Annotated in this window: 21 protein-coding genes and 2 tRNA genes; 7 read left to right on the forward strand and 16 right to left on the reverse strand. The window is 73.3% G+C overall.

The annotated features are described in order from the left end of the window. Nucleotides 1–206 precede the first annotated feature (206 nt). From K3554_RS09220 to purB, 5 genes are all read right to left on the reverse strand, one after another. Nucleotides 207–1,229 (reverse strand): FliG C-terminal domain-containing protein, encoded by a 1,023-nt coding sequence (locus K3554_RS09220; protein WP_259939479.1) that lies wholly within the window; start codon nucleotides 1,227–1,229, stop codon nucleotides 207–209. A 75-nt stretch (nucleotides 1,230–1,304) separates the two neighbouring features. Beyond that, nucleotides 1,305–1,826, reverse strand: a complete 522-nt coding sequence (locus tag K3554_RS09225; RefSeq protein ID WP_259939481.1) for a hypothetical protein — start codon at nucleotides 1,824–1,826, stop codon at nucleotides 1,305–1,307. 93 nt (nucleotides 1,827–1,919) lie between these two features. Next, nucleotides 1,920–2,822, reverse strand: a complete 903-nt coding sequence (gene argC / locus K3554_RS09230; RefSeq protein ID WP_259939483.1) for an N-acetyl-gamma-glutamyl-phosphate reductase — start codon at nucleotides 2,820–2,822, stop codon at nucleotides 1,920–1,922. A gap of 65 nt (nucleotides 2,823–2,887) precedes the next feature. After that, nucleotides 2,888–3,043, reverse strand: coding sequence for a hypothetical protein (locus K3554_RS09235; RefSeq protein ID WP_259939485.1), 156 nt, complete (start codon nucleotides 3,041–3,043; stop codon nucleotides 2,888–2,890). An 80-nt stretch (nucleotides 3,044–3,123) separates the two neighbouring features. After that, the gene (purB, locus tag K3554_RS09240; protein WP_259939487.1) at nucleotides 3,124–4,440 is read right to left on the reverse strand and encodes an adenylosuccinate lyase; all 1,317 of its coding nucleotides are present in this window, start codon (nucleotides 4,438–4,440) and stop codon (nucleotides 3,124–3,126) included. 65 nt (nucleotides 4,441–4,505) lie between these two features. Here purB and K3554_RS09245 point away from each other — a divergent pair, with 65 nt between their 5' ends. After that, on the forward strand, nucleotides 4,506–4,961 hold the full coding sequence (locus K3554_RS09245; protein ID WP_259939489.1) for a DUF6314 family protein: 456 nt from the start codon (nucleotides 4,506–4,508) through the stop codon (nucleotides 4,959–4,961). A 21-nt stretch (nucleotides 4,962–4,982) separates the two neighbouring features. Here K3554_RS09245 and K3554_RS09250 read toward each other — a convergent pair whose 3' ends face one another. Further along, nucleotides 4,983–5,951, reverse strand: coding sequence for an ester cyclase (locus tag K3554_RS09250; protein WP_259939490.1), 969 nt, complete (start codon nucleotides 5,949–5,951; stop codon nucleotides 4,983–4,985). Nucleotides 5,952–6,054: 103 nt separating this feature from the next. Here K3554_RS09250 and K3554_RS09255 point away from each other — a divergent pair, with 103 nt between their 5' ends. Both K3554_RS09255 and K3554_RS09260 read left to right on the forward strand, forming a co-directional pair. After that, the gene (locus tag K3554_RS09255; RefSeq protein ID WP_259939491.1) at nucleotides 6,055–6,624 is read left to right on the forward strand and encodes a hypothetical protein; all 570 of its coding nucleotides are present in this window, start codon (nucleotides 6,055–6,057) and stop codon (nucleotides 6,622–6,624) included. Nucleotides 6,625–6,665: 41 nt separating this feature from the next. Then, nucleotides 6,666–6,747 (forward strand) — tRNA-Leu (locus K3554_RS09260). Between the two features lie 209 nt (nucleotides 6,748–6,956). Here the strand turns inward: K3554_RS09260 and K3554_RS09265 are convergent. From K3554_RS09265 to efp, 3 genes are all read right to left on the reverse strand, one after another. Then, nucleotides 6,957–7,754: a lytic transglycosylase domain-containing protein gene (locus K3554_RS09265; protein WP_259939492.1), complete on the reverse strand. Its 798-nt coding sequence runs from the start codon at nucleotides 7,752–7,754 to the stop codon at nucleotides 6,957–6,959. Between the two features lie 36 nt (nucleotides 7,755–7,790). After that, on the reverse strand, nucleotides 7,791–9,245 hold the full coding sequence (locus K3554_RS09270) for a cobyric acid synthase (RefSeq protein WP_259939493.1): 1,455 nt from the start codon (nucleotides 9,243–9,245) through the stop codon (nucleotides 7,791–7,793). A gap of 148 nt (nucleotides 9,246–9,393) precedes the next feature. Beyond that, a complete protein-coding gene (gene efp / locus K3554_RS09275; RefSeq protein WP_259939494.1) occupies nucleotides 9,394–9,957 on the reverse strand; it encodes an elongation factor P in 564 nt (187 codons plus the stop codon). A gap of 445 nt (nucleotides 9,958–10,402) precedes the next feature. Between efp and K3554_RS09280 the strand changes: the two genes are divergently transcribed. Beyond that, nucleotides 10,403–10,732, forward strand: coding sequence for a DUF6280 family protein (locus K3554_RS09280; protein ID WP_259939495.1), 330 nt, complete (start codon nucleotides 10,403–10,405; stop codon nucleotides 10,730–10,732). Nucleotides 10,733–10,828: 96 nt separating this feature from the next. Here K3554_RS09280 and K3554_RS09285 read toward each other — a convergent pair whose 3' ends face one another. From K3554_RS09285 to K3554_RS09295, 3 genes are all read right to left on the reverse strand, one after another. Continuing rightward, the gene (locus K3554_RS09285; RefSeq protein WP_259939496.1) at nucleotides 10,829–11,911 is read right to left on the reverse strand and encodes a hypothetical protein; all 1,083 of its coding nucleotides are present in this window, start codon (nucleotides 11,909–11,911) and stop codon (nucleotides 10,829–10,831) included. A 131-nt stretch (nucleotides 11,912–12,042) separates the two neighbouring features. Continuing rightward, nucleotides 12,043–13,410 carry a TolC family outer membrane protein gene (locus K3554_RS09290; protein ID WP_259939497.1) on the reverse strand — a complete coding sequence of 456 codons (1,368 nt, stop codon included), beginning with the start codon at nucleotides 13,408–13,410 and terminating at the stop codon, nucleotides 12,043–12,045. After that, nucleotides 13,407–14,060, reverse strand: a complete 654-nt coding sequence (locus K3554_RS09295) for a protein-L-isoaspartate O-methyltransferase (protein ID WP_259939499.1) — start codon at nucleotides 14,058–14,060, stop codon at nucleotides 13,407–13,409. Before K3554_RS09295 ends, K3554_RS09290 begins: the two co-directional genes overlap by 4 nt. 155 nt (nucleotides 14,061–14,215) lie before the next feature. On the opposite strand from K3554_RS09295, the gene K3554_RS09300 reads away from it, so the two are divergent. Beyond that, nucleotides 14,216–14,286, forward strand: a tRNA-Cys gene (locus K3554_RS09300). Between the two features lie 29 nt (nucleotides 14,287–14,315). On the opposite strand, the gene K3554_RS09305 is transcribed toward K3554_RS09300, so the two are convergent. The 3 genes from K3554_RS09305 to iolC are packed head-to-tail and all read right to left on the reverse strand — an operon-like array spanning nucleotide 14,316 to nucleotide 16,986. Beyond that, nucleotides 14,316–15,146: a class II fructose-bisphosphate aldolase gene (locus K3554_RS09305; protein ID WP_259939502.1), complete on the reverse strand. Its 831-nt coding sequence runs from the start codon at nucleotides 15,144–15,146 to the stop codon at nucleotides 14,316–14,318. Beyond that, nucleotides 15,143–16,003 carry a 5-deoxy-glucuronate isomerase gene (locus tag K3554_RS09310; RefSeq protein WP_259939504.1) on the reverse strand — a complete coding sequence of 287 codons (861 nt, stop codon included), beginning with the start codon at nucleotides 16,001–16,003 and terminating at the stop codon, nucleotides 15,143–15,145. Before K3554_RS09310 ends, K3554_RS09305 begins: the two co-directional genes overlap by 4 nt. Before the next feature lie 11 nt (nucleotides 16,004–16,014). After that, nucleotides 16,015–16,986 carry a 5-dehydro-2-deoxygluconokinase gene (gene iolC, locus K3554_RS09315; protein ID WP_259939507.1) on the reverse strand — a complete coding sequence of 324 codons (972 nt, stop codon included), beginning with the start codon at nucleotides 16,984–16,986 and terminating at the stop codon, nucleotides 16,015–16,017. A gap of 136 nt (nucleotides 16,987–17,122) precedes the next feature. On the opposite strand from iolC, the gene K3554_RS09320 reads away from it, so the two are divergent. Both K3554_RS09320 and K3554_RS09325 read left to right on the forward strand, forming a co-directional pair. Then, complete coding sequence (locus tag K3554_RS09320; protein WP_259939509.1) at nucleotides 17,123–18,226, forward strand: Gfo/Idh/MocA family protein; 1,104 nt, start codon at nucleotides 17,123–17,125, stop codon at nucleotides 18,224–18,226. A 16-nt stretch (nucleotides 18,227–18,242) separates the two neighbouring features. Then, the gene (locus tag K3554_RS09325) at nucleotides 18,243–19,403 is read left to right on the forward strand and encodes a Gfo/Idh/MocA family protein (protein ID WP_259939510.1); all 1,161 of its coding nucleotides are present in this window, start codon (nucleotides 18,243–18,245) and stop codon (nucleotides 19,401–19,403) included. Here the strand turns inward: K3554_RS09325 and K3554_RS09330 are convergent. Beyond that, nucleotides 19,400–19,987 (reverse strand): LysE family translocator, encoded by a 588-nt coding sequence (locus K3554_RS09330; protein WP_259939513.1) that lies wholly within the window; start codon nucleotides 19,985–19,987, stop codon nucleotides 19,400–19,402. The two genes, K3554_RS09325 and K3554_RS09330, sit on opposite strands and share 4 nt — an antisense overlap.

Consider the following 19,987-nt stretch of genomic DNA (forward strand, 5'->3'; position numbering starts at 1 on the left):
GGGCGGGGGGCGCGCCGGCCCACCGCGGGGCGGGCACGTCTCGGGACCGCCTCGCCGCGGCACGGCATCGCGGACCGGCGGGGGGCTCGCGGTCCGGCACCCGGGCGTAGGCTGCCGGAGGGAGACGGTGGACACGGCCCATTGGCGCGAGCCGAAGGACCGCACGTGCCCTGCCGCGGGCGAGCCGGCTCCGCATCGCCCCGACGCTAAGGCGCCTCCGTGGGCCGGAGCACGATCTCGCCCTTCTCCTCCAGTCCCCGGATCGCGGCGGCGATGCGGCCCTGCGCCTCCTCCACCGCGTCCGCCTCGACCTCGCCGCGATCCTCGATCTCGGATCGGATCTGGTCGGCGAGGCGGGCCGAGATTGCGCCGAGCAGGAAGGCAGCGATCGCGCCCTCGGGGTCGGGGGCGATGGCGGCCACGAGGTCGTCGTTGTCGACCTCGCGCAGCACCTTGGCGACGTCGCCCGACTCCAGCCGGTCGGGCACGTTCTCCCACGAGAAGACGGCGCCGCGCACCTGCGCCGCGAACTCCGGCGCGCGCCCGTCGAGCCGCTCGAGCAGGGCGTTGCGCGCGCCGCTGCGCGCGGCATTGAGGATCGCGCCCACCCGCGCCACCGGGGGCAGCGCGAACCCCTTGCTCGGCACGGCGCCCGCCACGTGGCCGAGCGACAGCGCGATGCGCGCCACCGCCTCGGGCGAGACGTCCTCGGTGCCGGCGAAGGCCGCCGTGACCGCGTCGGCCCGCTCCTCCTCCATCTCCGATAGGAGGGCGGCGGCGCGCTCGGGCGGCAGCTTGCTCAGGAGGATCGCGCAGACCTCGGGCGTCTCGCCGTCCAGCACCGGCATCAGCCCCTCGGTGGGCATCGTGGCCAGCGCCTCCCACGTGGCGGCGCCGAGGTCGGGGGGCGCGCCGCCCGGCGCCTCGGACGCCATTTCGGCCAGCAGGTCGGGTGCGATGCGCCCGTCCAGCAGCGACAGCGCCTCGCCCATGGAGCGGGGGAGGCGCAGGCCGGCGGCGTCCAGCTCGCCCGCGAACTCCGCCACCACGGCGCGCATGGTGGCGGGCGGGACGCGGCCGAGCGAGGCGAGGGCGTGGACCAGCCGCCGCAGCGCCGGGCGCGGCAGGTCCGCGACGCCGGGATCGGCGCCCTCGGACAGCAGCAGGTGCACCACCACGGCCGCCTTCTGGGTGCGCGAGAGCGTGGGCAGGGCGGGCGGTGGAGGCATGGGCGGGGCCGTGGGGACAAGGGGCGTCGCCGCCCTTTGCCAGCCTCGCGTTAGGAAACCGTTACCGCCGCGGGGTCAGTAGGTCGAACGGCCCGTCGCCAGCGCCTCGTCCAGCGCCGCCTCGGGGTAGCTCCCGCGCCCGCCCGACGCCCGGATCAACCTCAGCTGCTCGTCCGCGCCGGCGCGGTCGCCGCGCTCCAGGAGGCCGAGGCCGAGGTAGCTGCGGGCCTGCCAGTGATCCGGGTCCAGCTCCAGCGCGGCGCGGTAGAGCGCCACGCCCGCATCCCAGTCGCCCGCCTTCCGGGTCGCGAAGCCGCGCACCGTCAGGGCCTCCGCGGTGGCGGGGTCCTTCAGGGCGGCCAGAACCTCCAGCGCCTCGCCTGCGCGGCCGAACTCGGCCAGCTCGCGCGCCGCCTCGATGCGGGCGTCGTCGCCCAATCGCGAGTCCTGCAGCTTCACGCAGCCCTCGTGCTCGGCGTCGTACACGGTGCCCTCGGGGCACTCCACGGTGGTCTCGGTGGGCTTCGTCGTCTCGGAGCCGACGGCGAAGGCCGCGGCGGGCAGGACGGCGAGGAGGATGGCTGCGGAGCGGAGCATGACGGGAACCTCGAGGCTGGTGATCCCGCTACAAGGGAGCACGAAGGGCCGGCGCGTCCAGCCCCCCGCGATCACGTTCCGGGGACGAAGGGCTCAGAGGCCCGCCGTCTCCTCGGCGCCGATCATCAGGTTCAGGTTCTGCACCGCGGTGCCCGAAGCGCCCTTGCCGAGGTTGTCGAGGACGGCGGCGATGGTCAGGCGCCCGCGCCCGTCGCCCTGCACGCTGATCTCCATGCGGTTGGTGCCGTTCAGCCGCTGGGGATCGATGCGGTCCGAGGGCAGCACCACGGACACGAAGGGATCGCCGCGGTAGAAGTCGCGCAGGCAGGCCTCAATGCGGGCGTGGCCGGCGATCTCGCCCGGCAGCAGGTCGGCGTGGAGGTGCAGCTGCACCACCATGCCTTGCGCGTAGTTCGCCACGGCGGGCTGGAACAGCGGCTTCCGGCGCAGGCCGGAGTGGGCCATGACCTCGGGCAGGTGCTTGTGATCCTGGCGCAGCGCGTAAAGCGAGAAGTCCGGCGCCTCGCCGCTTTCGTGCGCGGCGATCGCGGCCTTGCCGCCGCCGGTGTAGCCCGACACGCCGGTCAGCACGCAGCCATGGTCGGCGGGAACGATGCCCGCGTCCACGAGGGGGCGCAGGATGGCGATGGCGCCCGTCGCGTAGCAGCCGACGTTGGCGACGCGGCGCGCCCCGGCGATCTGCTCGCGCGCGCCCGGAAGCTCGGGCATGCCATAGACCCAGCCCGGCGCGGTGCGGTGGGCGGTGGAGGCGTCGATCAGGCGGCACCCGGCGGAGGCGGCGGCCTCGCGCGCGGCATCGTCGGGCAGGCACAGGATCGCCACGTCCGCCTCGCCGTAGGCGCCGCGGCGCGCGCCGGCGTCCTTGCGGCGGTCCTCCTCGAGGCTGATCAGGGAGACGTCGCCGCGCCCCTCGAGCCGCTCGCGGATGCGCAGGCCCGTGGTGCCCGCCTCGCCGTCGATGAAGACCTTGGCCATGTGTCGCTCCTCCTCCGGGCGCGGGATAGCGTCCGGGCGGCGGAGAAGGAAGCCCGAGGTTCGGGTCAGCCGGTGGCGTCGGGCACGCAGGTGCCGGCGGCCTCGTCGTAGGTCGAGCCGGGGGCGCAGGTGATGTTGGCCTGCCGGTCGTGGCTGCAACCCGCGGCGGCGAGGCCGGGAGCCAGCGCCACGGCGGCGGCGGCGATCAGAAGTCTGAGCATGGTCGATCCTCCTCTGTGTGCCCGAGGAGGATAGCGCGGCAGCACGGGGCCGCCCAATCACGTTTCCCGCCGCGCCGCCGTCAGGCGCCGTCCCGCCCGCCGAACACCCGCGCGAAGATCGTGTCCACGTGCTTGGTGTGGTAGCCGAGGTCGAACTTCTCGGCGATCTCCTCCTCCGACAGGGCCGCGCGCACGTCCGCATCCGCCAGCAGCTCGGTCTGGAAGTCGGCGCCCTCCTCCCAGACCTTCATCGCGTTGCGCTGCACGAGCCGGTAGGCGTCCTCGCGGCTGACCCCGGCCTGGGTGAGGGCGAGCAGCACCCGCTGGCTCATCACGAGGCCCCGGAAGCGGTTCATGTTGGCCATCATCCGCTCGGGGTAGATCACCAGCTTGTCGATGACGCCCGTGAGGCGGTGCAGCGCGAAGTCGAGCGTGATCGTGGCATCGGGGCCGATCATTCGCTCCACGCTGGAGTGCGAGATGTCCCGCTCATGCCAGAGCGCCACGTTCTCCATCGCCGGGACGACGGCCGCGCGCACCATGCGGGCGAGGCCGGTGAGGTTCTCGGTCAGCACCGGGTTGCGCTTGTGGGGCATCGCCGAGGAGCCCTTCTGGCCCTTCGCGAAGAACTCCTCCGCCTCCAGCACCTCGGTGCGCTGCATGTGGCGGATCTCGGTGGCGACGTTCTCGACCGACGAGGCGATCACGCCCAAGGTCGCGAAGAACATGGCGTGGCGGTCGCGGGGGATCACCTGCGTGGAGATCGGCTCCGGCTCCAGCCCTAGCTTCTCGCAGACGTGCGCCTCGACGCGGGGGTCGATGTTGGCGAAGGTGCCCACGGCGCCCGAGATCGCGCCCGTCGCCACCTCCTCGCGCGCGGCGCGCAGACGGCGGAGGTTGCGCGACATTTCGGCGTGGAAGCGCGCGAAGGTCAGGCCCATGGTGGTGGGCTCGGCGTGGATGCCGTGGGAGCGGCCGATCCGCACCGTGTCCTTGTGCTCGCGCGCGCGCCGCTCCAGCGCTTCGAGCAATCCTTCCATGTCGGCGATCAGGATGTCCGCCGCGCGGCACAGCTGCACGTTCAGCGTGGTGTCGAGCACGTCCGACGAGGTCATGCCCTGATGCACGAAGCGTGCCTCGTCGCTGCCCACGATCTCGGCCAGATGGGTCAGGAAGGCGATCACGTCGTGGCGGGTCTCGGCCTCGATGGCGTCGATGCGGGCGACGTCGAACTCCGTGTCCTTGGCCTTCCAGACGGCCTCAGCGTTGGCGCGGGGGATCACGCCGAGCGCGGCCATGGCGTCGCAGGCATGGGCCTCGATCTCGAACCAGATGCGGAACTTGGTCTCGGGCGACCAGATGCGGACCATGTCGGGGCGGCTGTAGCGGGGGATCATGGGGCTTCCTCTCGTGATGCGCGCGCCCTAGCGTCCCCGCCCATGCGCCGCAACTCCGCCCGCCCGTGACCGCCGCCGAACGCCTCGCCGCTCTCCTCGGCGCGTGGTCGTTCGCCCGCATCATTCGGCACGCCGACGGCACCCGCGCCCGCGCCTGGGGCACCGCCACATGGGCGCCCGAGGGGCCGGTGCTGCGCTGCACCGAGACGGGCACGCTGGAGCAGGGGCGCGCGCGCCTCCGGGCCGAGCGCGTCACCCTCTGGCGTGCCGATGGGCCGCGCCTCCACGTGGCCTTCTCTGACGGGCGGCCGTTCCACGACTTCGAGCCGACGCCGTGGGCCGAGGCGCTGCACCCCTGCGCACCCGACACCTACCGGCTGGGCTATGACTTCCGGGGCCGGGGATTCTGGTCGTGCCGGTGGCGGGTGACGGGGCCGCGCAAGGATTACGTGGCGCTCACGCGCTACCGTCGGGTGGCGGGGGCCAGCCCCCGCACCCCCGAGATATTTTCGGCAGGATGAGGGGAAGGGCTACCGCTCCGTTCAGGCGAGGACGTCTCGGCCCATCTGGCGGGCGAGGTCGACGTAGTCGAGCAGCACCCAGTTCTCTGCGATTCGGCCCCCGGCGATCCGGTAGAAGTCCATGACCCGCAAGGTCAGCGCGCGGTTCGTGGCAGGCACGCCGAGGTAGTAGCCGCGGTGCGTCATGGTCATCGACGGCCAGCCCGACACGGCCGCATAGTTCCCGTCCCCGATCCGGCAGTAGTGGTTGCCCCCCTGCCGGTCAGGGAAGGCGCCCACGAAGGGCGCGCGGTGGTCGCGCACGAAGCCCTCCCAGCGGAAGTTCGAGCCCACGCCGCCCGGCCCGTGCCAGAACATGTCGTCGGCCCAAGCGCCGCCCTCGCCGGTCTGGCCCGCGGAGGCCATCGTCTCGGGGTCGTAGTGATGAAGGTCGCCCAGCATCCGCTCGACGACGGCGAGGCTCGCCGCGCCGTCTCCCCTCTCGGGACACACCCCGTCATGAGTCGCGGGGCCTGGCCAGAGCATCTCCGGGCCGAGCCGCGGGAACGGCGCGCGGCCCGCTTGGCGCATGAGGTCGGGCAGGTCGAGGATCACGTGGGAGCGGTCGATGCGCCCCTCCGCGTCGATGCGGTGGAACTCGCCGAAGCGCAGGAACGCCAGCTGCCCCGACGGTGCCACGCCCCAGAGCGGCGCGTGGAAGTCGCCCACCACGTGGCCCACGCCCGCCATCCACCGGCCCCCGTCTTCGCGCACGCTCTCGCCGCCGATCACGATCTCCATCCGGCGGTGGGCGCCGACGAAGGCGCGACGCAGGGGCAGGGCGAACGCCTCCGCCCAGGCGTCTCGCCCCGCGAGGTCGTCCACCGGCGCCATCGCGTGCAGCGCGGCGTCCGGGGCGACCAGTGCGGCCGCTCGCTCGGCCAGGTCCGCCTCGGGGCAGAGCAGGAGGTCGGCCAGCCCGTCTGCGGCGCGGGCGCGGAAGTCGGTCATGGAGGCTCCTTGCATGCGTATGCAAGCGGCGAGCCTAGCGGCCCGCGCCGCGAAGGGAAGGGGCCGCTTTGACACCGCCGGGCACCGCACCAGATTCCCCGGCATGAACCCGATCGCCCCCGCCGCCCTCATCGCCCTGCTCGCCGCGCCCGCCCTCGCGGCGTGTCCCCCCGCACCCGACATCACGGCGGCGATGGACGATCTGATCGCCGAGGCGCAGGCCGCGACCACGGAGCGCGAGGGCCGCATGATCGGCAACCGCATGTGGCCGCTCTGGGCCACGGCGCCCGACGCGCGGGCGCAGGAGCTGCTCGACGAGGGCATGCAGCGGCGCTCGGCCTTCGACCTAGACGGTGCCCGCACGGCGTTCGACGCGCTGATCGACCGCTGCCCGGACTATGCCGAGGGCTGGAACCAGCGGGCCTTCGTGCGCTTCCTCGGCGGCGACTTCGAGGGCTCGCTGCAGGACCTCGACCGCGCGCTCGCCCTACGGCCCCGCCATGTCGCCGCGCTCGCGGGCAAGGGGCTGGCGCTGATCCAGCTCGGGCGCATCGCGGAAGGGCAGGCGGCGATCCGCGCCGCGACGGAGCTGAACCCCTGGCTCTCGGAGCGGCAGTTCCTCCTGCTCGATCCCGAGACCGGCCAGCCGCGCCCGCCGCAGACCGACCTGTGACCTTGCCCCCCGCCGGGCTGCCGCCTATCCCGGCGCGCGGAGCGGGCGTGGTGGAACGGTAGACACACGGGACTTAAAATCCCCTGGGCTTTGCCCGTGCGGGTTCGACTCCCGCCGCCCGCACCGCGGCGCTTTCGCTCCGCGAAAGCGTCCGCCGCCCAAATCCCCACCCGTGCGCCGCGGGACTGTCCGTTAGGAAAGTTCCCGCTTCTCGGCACGACGCCCGAGGGCGGGACGCAACACCTCCGCGGCATGGCCCCCACGCAACCTCCAAAACGCGAAACGCCCCGGCACGAGACCGGGGCGCATCAGATTCCAGAGGTGAGCGGCGCTTACCGGATCCGCTCACCCGCCAGCGCGATCGCCTGCTGGTACACGGTCGCCGCGTTCCACTCGTTGAGCACGCGAAAGTTGCGCGTCCCCTCCTGGAAACTCTCGCCCGGGCGCCAGCCCTTCTGACGCAAGAAGTTGGCCGTCGAGGCCATGGCGTCGGCCATGTTGTAGAAGTCCACGCGCCCGTCGCCGTTGCCGTCCACGCCGTAGCGCAGGGCGTTGCCCGGCAGGAACTGGGTGTGGCCCAACTCGCCGTGGAACGCGCCCACCTGGGAGGGGCTCAGCATCCCGCGGTCCACCATCGCGAGGGCGGCGATGGCGTGGGGGGTGAAGAACGACGAGCGGCGGCAGTCGTAGGCCACGGTGGCGATCGAGGAGACCACCGGCGTGGACCCCATGGTGCGGCCGAACCCCGTCTCCATGCCGTGGATCGCCAGCAGCACGCCGGCGGGCACGCCGTAGCGGGCCTCAAGGCTCTGGAAGAAGCCGCGGTTCTGGTTCAGCCGCTGGGTCGCCTGCGCGGCGAAGCCGTCGAGGCTGCCCAGGCGGATGCGGATGAAGTCGTCGAGCGCGTAGCGCACGCCCTTCTGGTTGCGGTCGGCGTTGATGGTGCCCTGGCTGTAGCGGGCGCTCGCGAGGGCCTCGAGCCCGCGCTGGCCGACGCCGGCGGCGCGGGCCTCTTGGGCGAACTCGCCCTTCCAGCGCTCGAAGCCCGAGGCGTCGTTGCCGCAGGAGGCGGCGGCGGCGGTGGTGGCCGAGGCGAGGAGCACGGCGATGGCGGAAAGGGTGCGGCGCATTGTGGGGAAACTCCGTGGGGTGGTTCGGACCGGTAACTAGTTGGTCGGTGCGGCGATATTCCATAACGCGCGGAGGTCCAGCGCCTGTTCCATGTGCGCCGCCAATCCGTCGAGCGCCGCCTCGACCGCGGCGCCGTGGTCCATTGCCGTGGGCGCGGCGCCCATGCCGCTTAGGAAAGCGATGCGGAAGGAGTCCGAGGCGAAGAGCCCGTGGAGGTAGCAGCCCATCACCCGTCCCGAGACGTCGGTGGCGCCGATCCGCTCGCCGTCCCGCACCAGCCACCCGCGTGCGGTGTCGGGGCCGCGGGTCTCACCGAGGTGGATCTCGTAACCCTCCAGCCGCGTGCCCGACGCCGGGTGCGCGGCGGCGACGCAGGCGAGGTGCTTGCGGGGGCGCATCGTCGTCTCGACATCCAATAGCCCGAGGCCCGGGACCGTGCGCGGCGGCCCCTCCAGCCCATCGGGATCGGCTATGGTGCGGCCCAGAATCTGGTAGCCGCCGCAGATGCCCAGCACGTGACCGCCCCGGCGCACGTGGGCCTGCAGGTCGATGTCCCACCCCTCGGCGCGGAACGCTTCGAGGTCCGCGATCGTGGTCTTGGTGCCGGGGATCAGCACGAGGTCGCAGACGGGCAGGGGGCGGCCCGGCTCCACCACGTCGACCGACAGCGCCGGGTCGGCCGAGAGGGGGTCGAGGTCGTCGAAGTTGGCGATGCGCCCCAGCCGCGGCACGGCGATGCGGAAGGCGCCGGCGCGGGGCTCGGAGCGGATGTCGAGGATGTCCTCGGCCGGAAGCGCGCGGGCGCCCGCGAACCACGGCAGCGTCCCGAGATCCCGCCAGCCGGTGCGACGCGCGATCTCGGCGGCGCCGTCGTGGAACAGCGAGACGTCGCCGCGGAACTTGTTGACGAGGAAGGCGCGGATGCGCGCGCGGTCTTCGGGGGGCAGCACGGCGTGGGTGCCGACGACCTGCGCGATCACGCCGCCCCGGTCGATGTCGCCGGCCAGCACCACGGGAACATCGGCGGCCTCGGCGAAGCCCATGTTGGCGATGTCACCGGCGCGCAGGTTGATCTCGGCGGGGCTGCCGGCGCCTTCGATCACCACGAGGTCGCAGGCAGTGGAGAGGCGGCGGAATGCGGCGAGGCACTCCGCAAGCAGCTCGGGCTTGAGGGCCACGTAGTCGCGGGCGCGCACGGTGGCGCGGCGCCGGCCGTTCACCACGACCTGGCTGCCGCACTCGCCCTCGGGCTTCAGGAGCACGGGGTTCATGTCGGTGTGCGGCTCCACCCCGCAGGCGAGGGCCTGCATGGCCTGTGCGCGCCCGATCTCGCCGCCGTCGGCGGTCACGGCGGCGTTGTTCGACATGTTCTGGGGCTTGAAGGGCCGCACGCGCAGGCCCTGACGCGCGAAGTGCCGGCAGAGCCCGGCCACGAGCACGCTCTTGCCGACGTTGCTGCCGGTGCCCTGGAGCATGATCGCGCGTGTCACCGGGGGCGCCTCCGAAGCCGGGGGCGCGGGCGGCCCCGCGCGTTTCATTTCCCCGATCGCCTCCGCCGGCAAGCACGCATGGGGGCGCCGGCGAGCGGGGTCCGACCGCGATCGACCGATCGCAAGGAGTTAGCAGGCGGCGTTCACGTCAGGCGCGCTCCGAGTACTCCATGGTCTCGGTGTTCACCACGATCGCCTCGTCCTGGCCCACGAACGGCGGCACCATCACGCGCACGCCGTTGTCGAGCAGCGCGGGCTTGAACGAGTTGGCCGCGGTCTGACCCTTCACCACCGGCTCGGTCTCCACGATGGTGCAGGTGACCTTCTGCGGCAGCGTGGCGTTCAGCGCCTCGTCCTCATGGTACTCGATCTTCACGATCATGCCGTCCTGCAGGAACGGGCGGCGGTCGCCGAGGATGTCGGCAGGCAGGGCGACCTGGTCGTAGGTCTCCTGGTCCATGAAGTGCAGCATTCCGTCGCTCTCGTAGAGGAACTGCTGGTCCTTCTGCTCGAGGCGCACGCGCTCGACCTTGTCGGCGGAGCGGAAGCGCTCGTTGAGCTTCGATCCGTTGCGCAGGTTGCGCAGCTCGACCTGCGCGAAGGCGCCGCCCTTGCCGGGCTTCACATGATCGACCTTCACCGCCGACCACAGGTGCCCGTCGTGCTCCAGCACGTTGCCGGGGCGGATTTCGTTGCCGTTGATCTTGGGCATGGTGCCTCCCTCGCCGATCGCGTGCGGGGCGTAACCGGCGGGGCGAGGCCGGGCAAGGGCCGGAAACGGTCCGTCCACGCCCCCGTCGTGCCGCATCTCCGCCCCTATGGGGCAGGAGGACCGGTCACGGGGACGAGAGGGCGCGCCGGGCACGGCGCTCCGGGGCGGAAAGGCCAGCTTCGTCAGGGTGCAAGCCGTGATCCGCACGCGGCGCAAGCGGTGTTACGGCGAAATATGGCCAAAGATTGACGCAACATTGAACCTAAAGGGGCCCGTCGCGAGTTGGGAGGTGTTACCGGCGGAAAACTGCGCCCTCCGTGCGCGATCGCACGCCAAGCCGACGCAGTAGCGCAAGTGGGGTATTCCCGATTTGCATGGCTCGGTGCGGACCGACGTGCTAGGCACCGCCAACGGGATGAGAGAGAAACGACATCAGGAGCGTGGAATGAACGATACCGTCGACGCAACGGCCTACAACTTCGAGCAGGGGCAGCGCGCCCGCAAGCTTTTCGCCGCCGTCGTGCTGGCCGCCCTCGATGACGCCATCGCGGACGACAAGAAGTACGGCAACGGCCCCGAGCAGATCGCCCGCTGGGCGCGGTCGCGCGATGGCCGCGAAGTGCTGAGCTGCGCCGGCGTGGATCCCAACGAGCGCGTGGTGAACGGCCTCATGGAGTTCGTCAGCCGTGGCGTCCGGACCTCCGTGGCCCTGTCCCGCGAGGAGAGCGAGCGCCGCCAGGCCGCCGAGCTCGCCGAGGCCCTCAAGGCTGCCTGACCCGCTTCGGCCGCCCCCCGGGGCGACCCGGCGAAAAAGGCCGCGCCCCTCCCGGGGTGCGGCCTTTTCCATGCGCGACGCCCACCGCGCCGGACGCTACTCGAATTCCTCGCTCGCGAACATGGATCGCAACTCGCGGCGCACCAGCTTGCGGACGTTGCGGGTGATCCGCTCGCCCAGGGCGCCAGCCAGCTCCTGGCGCACGACCTCGGCCACCAGCTCGCGCAGCGCGTCGGCATCCGGGCCCGCGCGCAAGGTCGCGTCGATGCCTCCGGCGAGGATGTCGTCGTCCGCATTCGCACCGTCGCCACCGGCCTCGGGCGCGGGTGCCTTGCCCTCGGCAGGCTTTGCCGGCGCGGAACGGGGCGCGGGCATCATCGCGACCTTGGCCACGGCGCCTTCGGAGGCCTCGTCCGGCCCTCCCGCCATGTCGTCCTCCTCGTCGTCGTCGTCGGACAGAGCCCCGGCGAGCACCGCCTCCATGACCGCGTCGCCGTCGTCGTCATCCACGGGGCTTGCGTCGCCGGTCACCGGCGCGGGGCGGGCGGCTTCGGGTGCGGGGGCAACAGGGACGACCGCCGTGGGAGGCGGGACAGGGGGCTTCGCCCCGGCTGCTGGCGCTTCGTCCTCCTCCGGCGCTGCGGCGGGCTCGGAAGCTGCGGCGGGCGCGCCCGTCCGAGCGTCCGCGCGGCGCAGCGCGGTCTCTTCCGCGGCGAAGGCCTGGAGCACGCCGGCCGCCGCGATCGCGGACGCCACCGCATCGCGCGACGACGCGGCGTCCTCGGCCTCGAAGTCGGTGTCCTCGCTGTACCCCTCGATCATCGGACCGCCCCGCCAGGGCGCCGCATCGTCCGGTGCGGAGCCGAGGTCGGCGACCAGCGGGGCGGGCGCGGCCTCGGGGGCGAAGGCCTCGGCGTCGCGGGCGTCGCGCTCCTCCTGGGCGAGGGCGCGGATCGCCTGGAACGGGTCTTCGGGCTCCACCACGCGGTGCGACGGCGCCAGCACGAGGCGATCCGCGGCAGGTGCGGGCTCGGGGGCGGACGGTGGGTCGGCGGGGGCGGGGCGGACGGGTACCGCCGCGAGGGCGGGGCCGTGGCGGCCGGCCTGGGCGCTGACCTCCTCGGACACGAGGCGCCGGATGGAGGACAGCACGTCCTCGATGTTCTGTGTCTCTGCCATGACGCGTCCTCCGGCTGGCGGCTTCGCCGCTTCTGGCCCGGCCGGGTCCGGATTGCCCTCCGATCGATCCCGCCCTTCGAAGCGATATCAAGCGCCGGACCATCCGGCCACCCGCAGGCGCCGGGGGCCGCCTAGTTGCGACCGAAACGCCGCAGCACGCGGTCGAGGCGACCGCCGCGCTCCGAGGTCCTAGGCACCGTCGCGGGGGCGGTCCGCACGGCGTTGTAGTACACGTCCGGATCGAAGCGCTGCACCGCGAGGCCGAGATGGTCCACCGTCAGGAGCCCCGCGGCGGCGAGGACCTGGTACACCGCCAGTTGCGCGTTGCTCTGGGCTTCGATCAGGCCGAAGCGCGCATCGAGCAGCTCCTGCTCCGCATCCAGCACGTCGAGCGTGGTGCGCGCGCCGAGCGCGGCCTCCTCGCGGAAGCCCTCGAAGGCGAGCTGGGCCGAGCGGACCTGCTGATCCGAGGCGATGATCTGCGCGCGCGCGATCTGCAGCTGCGCGAAGGCGCGGCCCACGGCGTCGGAGATCACGCGGCCCTGCTGCGCGAGCCCGGCGCGGGCGGCATTCGCGTTGGCCCGGGCCTGCCGACCGAGCGAGGCGAGGTTGCCGCCCGTGTAGAGCGGGCCCTGCGCGCCGAGCGTGATCGACAGGCTCTGGGTGTCCGGCTCGCTGCGCTGGGCCTGTCCCGACAGGTCGATCGTCGGCAGGCGCTGGGCGCGCGCGAGCTGCACGAACAGCTCGGCCGCGGCTATGTCGTGCTGCAGCGCCTTGATCGACGGGTGGATTTGCACCGCCAGCGCCTGGGTGCGCTCCACCGTGGGGGGAAGCTCGGGCGTGGGCGGGGGCGCGGGCAGCACGCCTTCGGGCGCGTGGCCGGTCGCGAGGCGGTACTGCTCGCGTGCGATGTCCACCTGCCCCCTCGCGGCGGCGAGCTGCGATTCGGAGGCGGCCAGACGCGTCTGGGCGATCGCCACGTCGGTGCGCGTGACCTCGCCGACCTCGAAGCGGTCGCGGGCGGCGCGAAGCTGCTGGGTCAGGAGCCGCAAGTTGTTCTCCGAGACGTCCACCACCTGGACGGCGAGGCGCAGGCCGAAATAGGCCGTCACGGCGTCGAGCAGCACCTGCTGCTCCAGGTTCTGGAGGCGCCAGCGGGCGGCAAGAACGGATTCCTTGGCGGCGCCGATCTGGAAGGCCCGGCGGCCCCCGTCCATCAGCGTCCACTGCAGCAGCAGCCCCAGCGAGCCGGTCGAGCTGGTGCCGTTCACGGTGTCGTCGCGCGCGGAGACGTTGGCGAAGTAGCTCAAGGTCGGGCGCAGCGCGGCCACGGCCTGCGCCACGTCCTCGTCGAGCGCGGCGAGCAGGTTGCGCTGCTGGGACAGCAGGTCGCTGGTGTCGTAGGCCAGCACGAGCGTGTCCGACAGCGACTGGGCGGGCGCGGCGAGCGGGGCGAGCACGAGGGCGAGGGCCGCCACGCCGGCGCGCAGGCCCCTCACAGCGCGAAGCTCCGTTCGCGGGCGAAGCCGGGCAGGACGGGGGCATCGGCGTCGAAGGCGTAGCGCCAACCCATGCGTCCCTCGGCCCGCACGCCCACGCGCGCCTGTCCCAGGCGCCCGTCCACGAAGATCGCCGCGATCCGCCCGCCGTCGCGGAGCTGGTCCAGCAGCGCCGCCGGAACCTCCTCGACGCCGCCCTCGACGAGGATCACGTCGAAGGGGGCCGCCTTTGGCAGCCCCGCGGCGAGCGGGCCGGTCATCACCACGGCGTTGTCGGCGCCCAGTGCGGCGAGCGCCGCCTCGGCGTCGGCGGCCATGGCCTCGTCCTCCTCCACGGCCACCACGGAGGTCGCCATGCGCGAGAGGAGGGCGGTCGCGTAGCCGAGGTTCGCGCCCACCACCAGCACAGTCTCGTCGCGCTCGACGCCCACCGCGTCGAGCAGCTTCGCCAGCGTGCGCGGCTCCAGGATCTCGCGCCCGTCGCCCAGCGGGATCGACGTCTCGCCGTAGGCCACCGCCTCGCGCCCCCGGGGCACGAAGGCCTCGCGCGGGACGTCGAGCATCGCGGCGATGATCGGGAACTTCGTGACGTCGGAGGGGCGCACCTGCGTGTCGACCATCATGCGGCGGAGGGTGGCGGAATCGGCCATGGGCGTGTCCTCGGCGGTCGGGGAGGCGGAGAGGGATCGCGATTCAGATTGCACGTTCGGGGGGGCCGCGCAACGCCGCGCCCACCGCGCGGGGCGCGCCGCGCGGACGCTTGCGGGCCGCCCACCCCTCGGCTAGACCGCGACCACCGGCGGCCGGCGAGTTGGCGGAGTGGTTACGCAGCGGATTGCAAATCCGTGCACACCGGTTCGATTCCGGTACTCGCCTCCGGTTCCCTTCCTGCCATGCCCCGTCCGTCAGGCCGGCTTGAGCGCCGCCAGCACGCGGCGCGCGGCCTCGGCCACCGGTGCGTGGGTCTCGCTGAGGATCGCCACGCGGTCGAAGCGGTCCGGATCGCGCAGGACGGCCGCGCGCAGGGATTCGCCGAACACCTGCCGCAGCTCCGTGCCGACGTTGAACTTGCACACCGAGGTCCCCCGCGCGAGCGCGGTGCGCTGCGCCGCGGGCACGCCCGAGCCGCCGTGGATCACCAGCGGCACCGCCGTCGCCGCGCCGATGGCTGCGAGGCGCGCCTCGTCGAGACCCGCGCCCGCGCTGCGCTGGAGGTGCACGTTGCCCACCGAGACCGCGAGCGCGTCGACGCCCGTCCCTTCCGCGAAGCGCGCCGCCTCGTCCGGGTCGGTGCCGAGCGACGCCTCGCCGCCCGCGTAGCCCACGAAGCCGATCTCGCCCTCGCAGGAGGCGCCCGCGGCGTGCGCCATGCGCACCACCTCGGCGGTGGCGGCGACGTTGTCGGCGAAGGGCATGCGCGAGCCGTCGAACATCACCGAGGTGAAGCCGCAGTCGAGCGCGGCGCGGCACTCGGCGACGTCGTTGCCGTGGTCGAGATGGGCCACCACGGGCACCGATGCGCCCTCGGCTAGGGTGCGGAACATCGCCGCGAGCACGGGCAGCGGCGTGTGCGCGCGGCACGAGGGGCCGGCCTGCAGGATCACCGGCACGCCCTCGGCCTCGGCGGCGGCCACGTAGGCGCGGGCGTCCTCCCAGCCGAGGCAGACGAGGCCGGCCACGGCGTAGCCGTCCCGAAAGGCAGGGGCGAGCACGTCGCTGAGCGTGGCGAGCGTCATTTGAATTTCGCGATCATGTCCTTGATCCCCGGGATCGTTTCGAGCTGGTCGGCGTGGCTGGGCTGGAAGTGCTGCACCAGGGGGCGCTGGCTCAGGCCGCCGAGGATCGTGAAGTAGTACATCTCGTAGCCCGGCAGCACGCAGCAGGGATGATAGCCCTTGTCGATGCAGACCGTGGAGCCGTCCACGATGTGGTAGGCGTCGCCCGGCGCGCCGTCCTCGCGCTGGAGCATCTGTAGCCCCGAGCCGTGGGGCGGGCGGAAGCGGAAGTTGTAGGTCTCGTCGTGGCGCGTCTCCGCGATCGTCCCCCCGGGGCCGTCGCCGCGGTCGGTGTCGTGCTTGTGGCTCGGAAAGCCCGACCAGCCGCCCGCGCCCACGGTGTAGAGCTCGCTCACCAGCAGCCGCCCCACCCGGTCCGCCTGCCGCTGGCCGAGGATGTGCTTGATCTTGCGATGGGTCTTGGTGTCGTCCGATCCGTACTGCACGAGGTCGATCTCGCCCGAGCGCACCGCGAACGGCTCCAGCACCCGGTCGAAGCGCGCGCCGGCCACGAAGACCTCCGCGGCCTCCGACGCGCACGTCAGGCGCGCCCGCGCGCCGGTGGGCACGTAGACCCCTTCCGGCTCGCCGTCCCAGACGTCCGTGCCGCGCCCGCCCACCGCCTCGTGTCGCGCGCCTTCCACGTCGACGTCGACGGTGCCGGTGGCCGGCACCACGCAGGTCTCGTAGCCCGGCACGGCGTACTCGAACGTCTCGCCCCGCCGCAGCTTCACGATGTTGAAGTAGTTGAGCGGGACCAGCGCGTCGCCTGCGTCCACGATCGGCGCGTTGCGGTTGTCGAAGGGTGCGATGTGCATCGGCGGGCCTCTCAGGGCGTGGGGGTGGGGTGGTCGCGCAGGAAGGCCGCGAGCTCGGCCCGGTCCGGCATCGCGGGCGCGCAGCCGGGGCGCGTGACCACGATGGCGGCCGCGGCCGAGCCCTGCAGCACGGCGTCGCGGAACGCGAGGCCGTCGGCCAGCCCGGCCAGCAGCCCGGCGAGGAAGCTGTCGCCCGCGCCCGTGGGCTTCATCGCCTCGACCGGGAACACGCCGGTGCGCATGCACTCGTCGCCGCGATAGGTCTCGGCGCCCTCGGGGCCGCGCTTGTAGATCGCGACGGCGCCGGTTGCGGCCAAGCGGCGCGCCATGTCGCGGCCCCGCTCGATGCCGCCGGCCATGAAGCCGAACTCCTCGTCGTTGCCCACCACCATGTCGGCGAGGGCGGCGGCGCGCGAGAGCACCTCCTCGGCCACCGCGGGCGAGGGCCAGCTGTAGGGGCGGTAGTCCACGTCGAAGATCACCGTGAGCCCCGCGTCGCGGGCACGCTCCAGCGCGCGGAAGGCGGCCGAGCGCGACGGCTCGGCGGCGAACACCGTGCCGGCGGTGACGAGCGCGCCGAAGGGCGCAAGGTCCACCGCCTCGACTTCGGCCACGTCCATCTCGAAGTCGGCGGCGCCGTTGCGGTAGATCACGCTCTGGTGGTCCTCGACCTTCGCCTCCACCACGGCCAGCGAGGTGCGCGCCTCGCCGCCCGCGAGCCCGACGTGCGTGCGCCCGATGCCGTAGCGGTCGAGCTGCGCGAGGCAGTAGCGCCCGACCGCATCGTCCGACACCCGCGTAACCAGCGAGGCCGTGCAGCCCAGCCGGACCAGCCCCGCGGCGATGTTGGCGCTGGAGCCGCCCATGGACACGAACATGTCGCGCGCCTGGGCGGTGGGCGTGCCGGGAGGCATCGGCGTCAGGTCCATGCCCACGCGGCCGACCACGAGGAACGCGCGCCGCGCGATGCCCTCGAGGCTCATGCCGCCGCTCCCGCCGCATATGCCATTTCGCGTCCCTCCCTCGATCCACGCGAACCCGCTTGTCCGGTGCCTGTCGCGAGGCTACCCCTTCCGCAGCCGGACGCAACGCCGCTCGCGGCCTTTCGGGGAGACAGGCATGACGGCCATCGGCATCGGCATCGTCGGCGGGGGCTACATGGGCAAGGCCCATGCGGTCGCAATGAGCGCGGTGGGCGCCGTGTTCGACACCGCGCTGCGCCCCCGGCTGGAGATGGTGGCCGCCTCCACCCCCGAGAGCGCCGCACGCCACGCCCGCGCCCTGGGCTTCGCGCGCGCCGCCGCCGACTGGCGGGCGCTGGTCGAGGACCCGGCGGTGGAGGCGGTGATCGTCGCCTCGCCGCAGGAAACGCACCGCGCCATCGCCGAGGCCGCGCTCGCCCTGGGCAAGCCGGTGCTCTGCGAGAAGCCGCTGGCCGACACCCTGGAGAACGCCCGCGCCATGGTGGCCGCCGCCGACCGGGCGGGCGTGGCGAACATGACCGGCTTCAACTACGTCCGCACGCCCGCCACGCAATACGCGCGCCAACTGCTGGCCGAGGGCGCGATCGGGCGGGTCACGTGGTTCCGCTGCGAGCACGCCGAGGACTTCCTCGCCGATCCCGATGCGCCGCTGGACTGGCGCTGCCGGGGCATGGCCAACGGCACGCTGGGCGACCTCGCACCGCACCCGATCAACGCGGCGCTGGCCTTCATGGGGCCGATCGCCGAGGTCATGGCCGAGATCGAGCGGGTCCACGAAACCCGTCCCGGCGGCGAGGTCACGAACGACGACCAGCTCCAGCTCATGCTGCGCTTCCGCTCGGGCGTGCGCGGGCACCTCTTCTCCAGCCGCATCGCGACGGGCCGCAAGATGGGCTACGCCTACGAGATCCACGGCAGCGACGGCGCGATCCGCTTCGACGGCGAGGACCAGAACGCGCTGTGGCTCTACCGCCGCGAGGGCCCCGAGGCGGAACGCGGCTTCCGCCGCATCCTCGCGGGTCCCGAGCATCCCGACTACCGCGCCTTCTGCCTCGGACCGGGGCACGGGACCGGCTATCAGGACCAGATCATCATCGAGGCGCGCGACTTCCTGCGGGCCATCGAGACCGGCGAGCCGGTGTTCCCGACGTTCCGCGACGGGCTGGCGGTGGCCGAGGTGGCCGAGGCCGCAGCCCGGTCGGCGCACTCGGGCCGGTGGACCGCGGTGGCGGATGTCTGAGGCAGGAGGAACGGGGATGGCACCGCTCGCATGGGGACTGATCGGCGGCGGCGAGGGCAGCCAGATCGGCCCGGCGCACCGGCTGGGAGCACGGCTCGACGGACTGTTCCGGCTGGAGGCCGGGGCGCTCGACCACCGCGCCGAGGCGGGGCGCGCCTACGGCCGCCGGTTGGGGATCGCCGAGGACCGCGCCTACGGCGACTGGCGCGAGATGCTTGAGGGCGAGCGCGCCCGCGCGGACCGTGTGGAGCTGGTGACCGTGGCCACGCCCAACAGCACCCACCACGAGATCGCCCGCGCCTTCCTCGCCGCCGGCTTCCACGTGCTGTGCGAGAAGCCGATGACGATGACCGTGGAGGAGGGCGAGGATCTCGTGCGCCTCGCGCGCGACACGGGCCGCATCCTCGCGGTGAACTACGGCTACACCGGCTATCCCCTCGTGCGGCACATGCGGGCGATGGTGGCGCGGGGCGATCTCGGGGCCGTGCGCCTCGCCGTGGCCGAGTTCGCCCACGGGCACCACGCCGACGCGGCCGACATGGACAACCCGCGGGTGCGCTGGCGCTACGATCCGGCGCAGGCCGGGGTGTCGGCGCAGTTCGCCGACTGCGGCATCCACGCGCTGCACATGGCCTCCTTCGTGACCGGGCAGGAGGTGGAGCGCCTGTCGGCCGACACCGTGGCCTGCGTGCCGGGCCGGGCGCTGGAGGACGACGCGCAGGTGAACCTGCGCTTCGACGGCGGCGCGGTGGGGCGGCTGTGGACCTCTTCGGTGGCGCTCGGCCGCCAGCACGGGCTGACGCTGCAGGTCTTCGGCGAGCGCGGCGGTCTCGCCTGGGCGCAGGAGCGGCCCGACCAGCTCCGCTGGACGCCGCTGGGCGGGCGCACGCAGACGATCGAGCGCGGCGAGGCGGGGCTCAGCCCCGAGCACGACCGCGCCTGCCGCGTGACGGTGGGACACGCCGAGGGCATGCCGCTGGCCTTCGCCAACCTCTACGCCGACCTTGCCGAGGCCATCGCGGCGCGGCGCGAGGGCCGCGCGCCCGATCCCGCGGCGGACCTCCTGCCGTCCGCCGAGGACGGGCTGCGCAGCATGGCCGCCGTCCACGCGGTCGCCGAGAGCGGGGCGCGGGAGGGCGCCTGGGTCGACGCGCGCCCGCCGATGTTCCGGAGCTAGGCCGCGCTCCACGCAGCCAGCGCCACCACCGCCACCATTGCGGCGGCCATGGCGACGTTGATCGCCCGCTGCGCCTTCGGTGCCAGGTCGAGCCGCCGCAAGCCGATCCCGGCGAGCATCCAAGCGACGTGCAGCGGCAGCCAGATCGCGTTCACTACCAGCAGCTTGGCCGCCACCTCCCACACCGGCGCCATCGCCAGCGGGAAGCCGGAGAAGAACGCCGTGTTCACCACGTAGGCCTTGGGATTCAGCGCCTGCAGCGCCAGACCGCCCCGCACGCCGGGGGGCCGCGTGGCCGGAACGATGGCGATGCGGCTGCCGGCGGCGGCGATGCGGAATGCCAGCCACAGGAGGTACGCGGTGGAAGCGACGAAGAGCACGGTGCGCAGGGCGGGCGAGGCCAGCACCAGCGCCGCCACGCCGGTGATCACCGCGAGCGCCACGGCATTGGTGCCGAGGAACAGTCCCGCGAGATAGCGCAGGCCCGGCCGCGCCCCGAAGGCCGAGCCGACCCCGGCGAGGCTCAGCACGCCCGGCCCGGGCGTGGCGATCAGGAAGAACACGGCGGCGGCGAAGGTCAGCAC

The organism is Jannaschia sp. W003, assembly GCF_025144335.1.
Classification (GTDB): Bacteria; Pseudomonadota; Alphaproteobacteria; order Rhodobacterales; family Rhodobacteraceae; genus Jannaschia.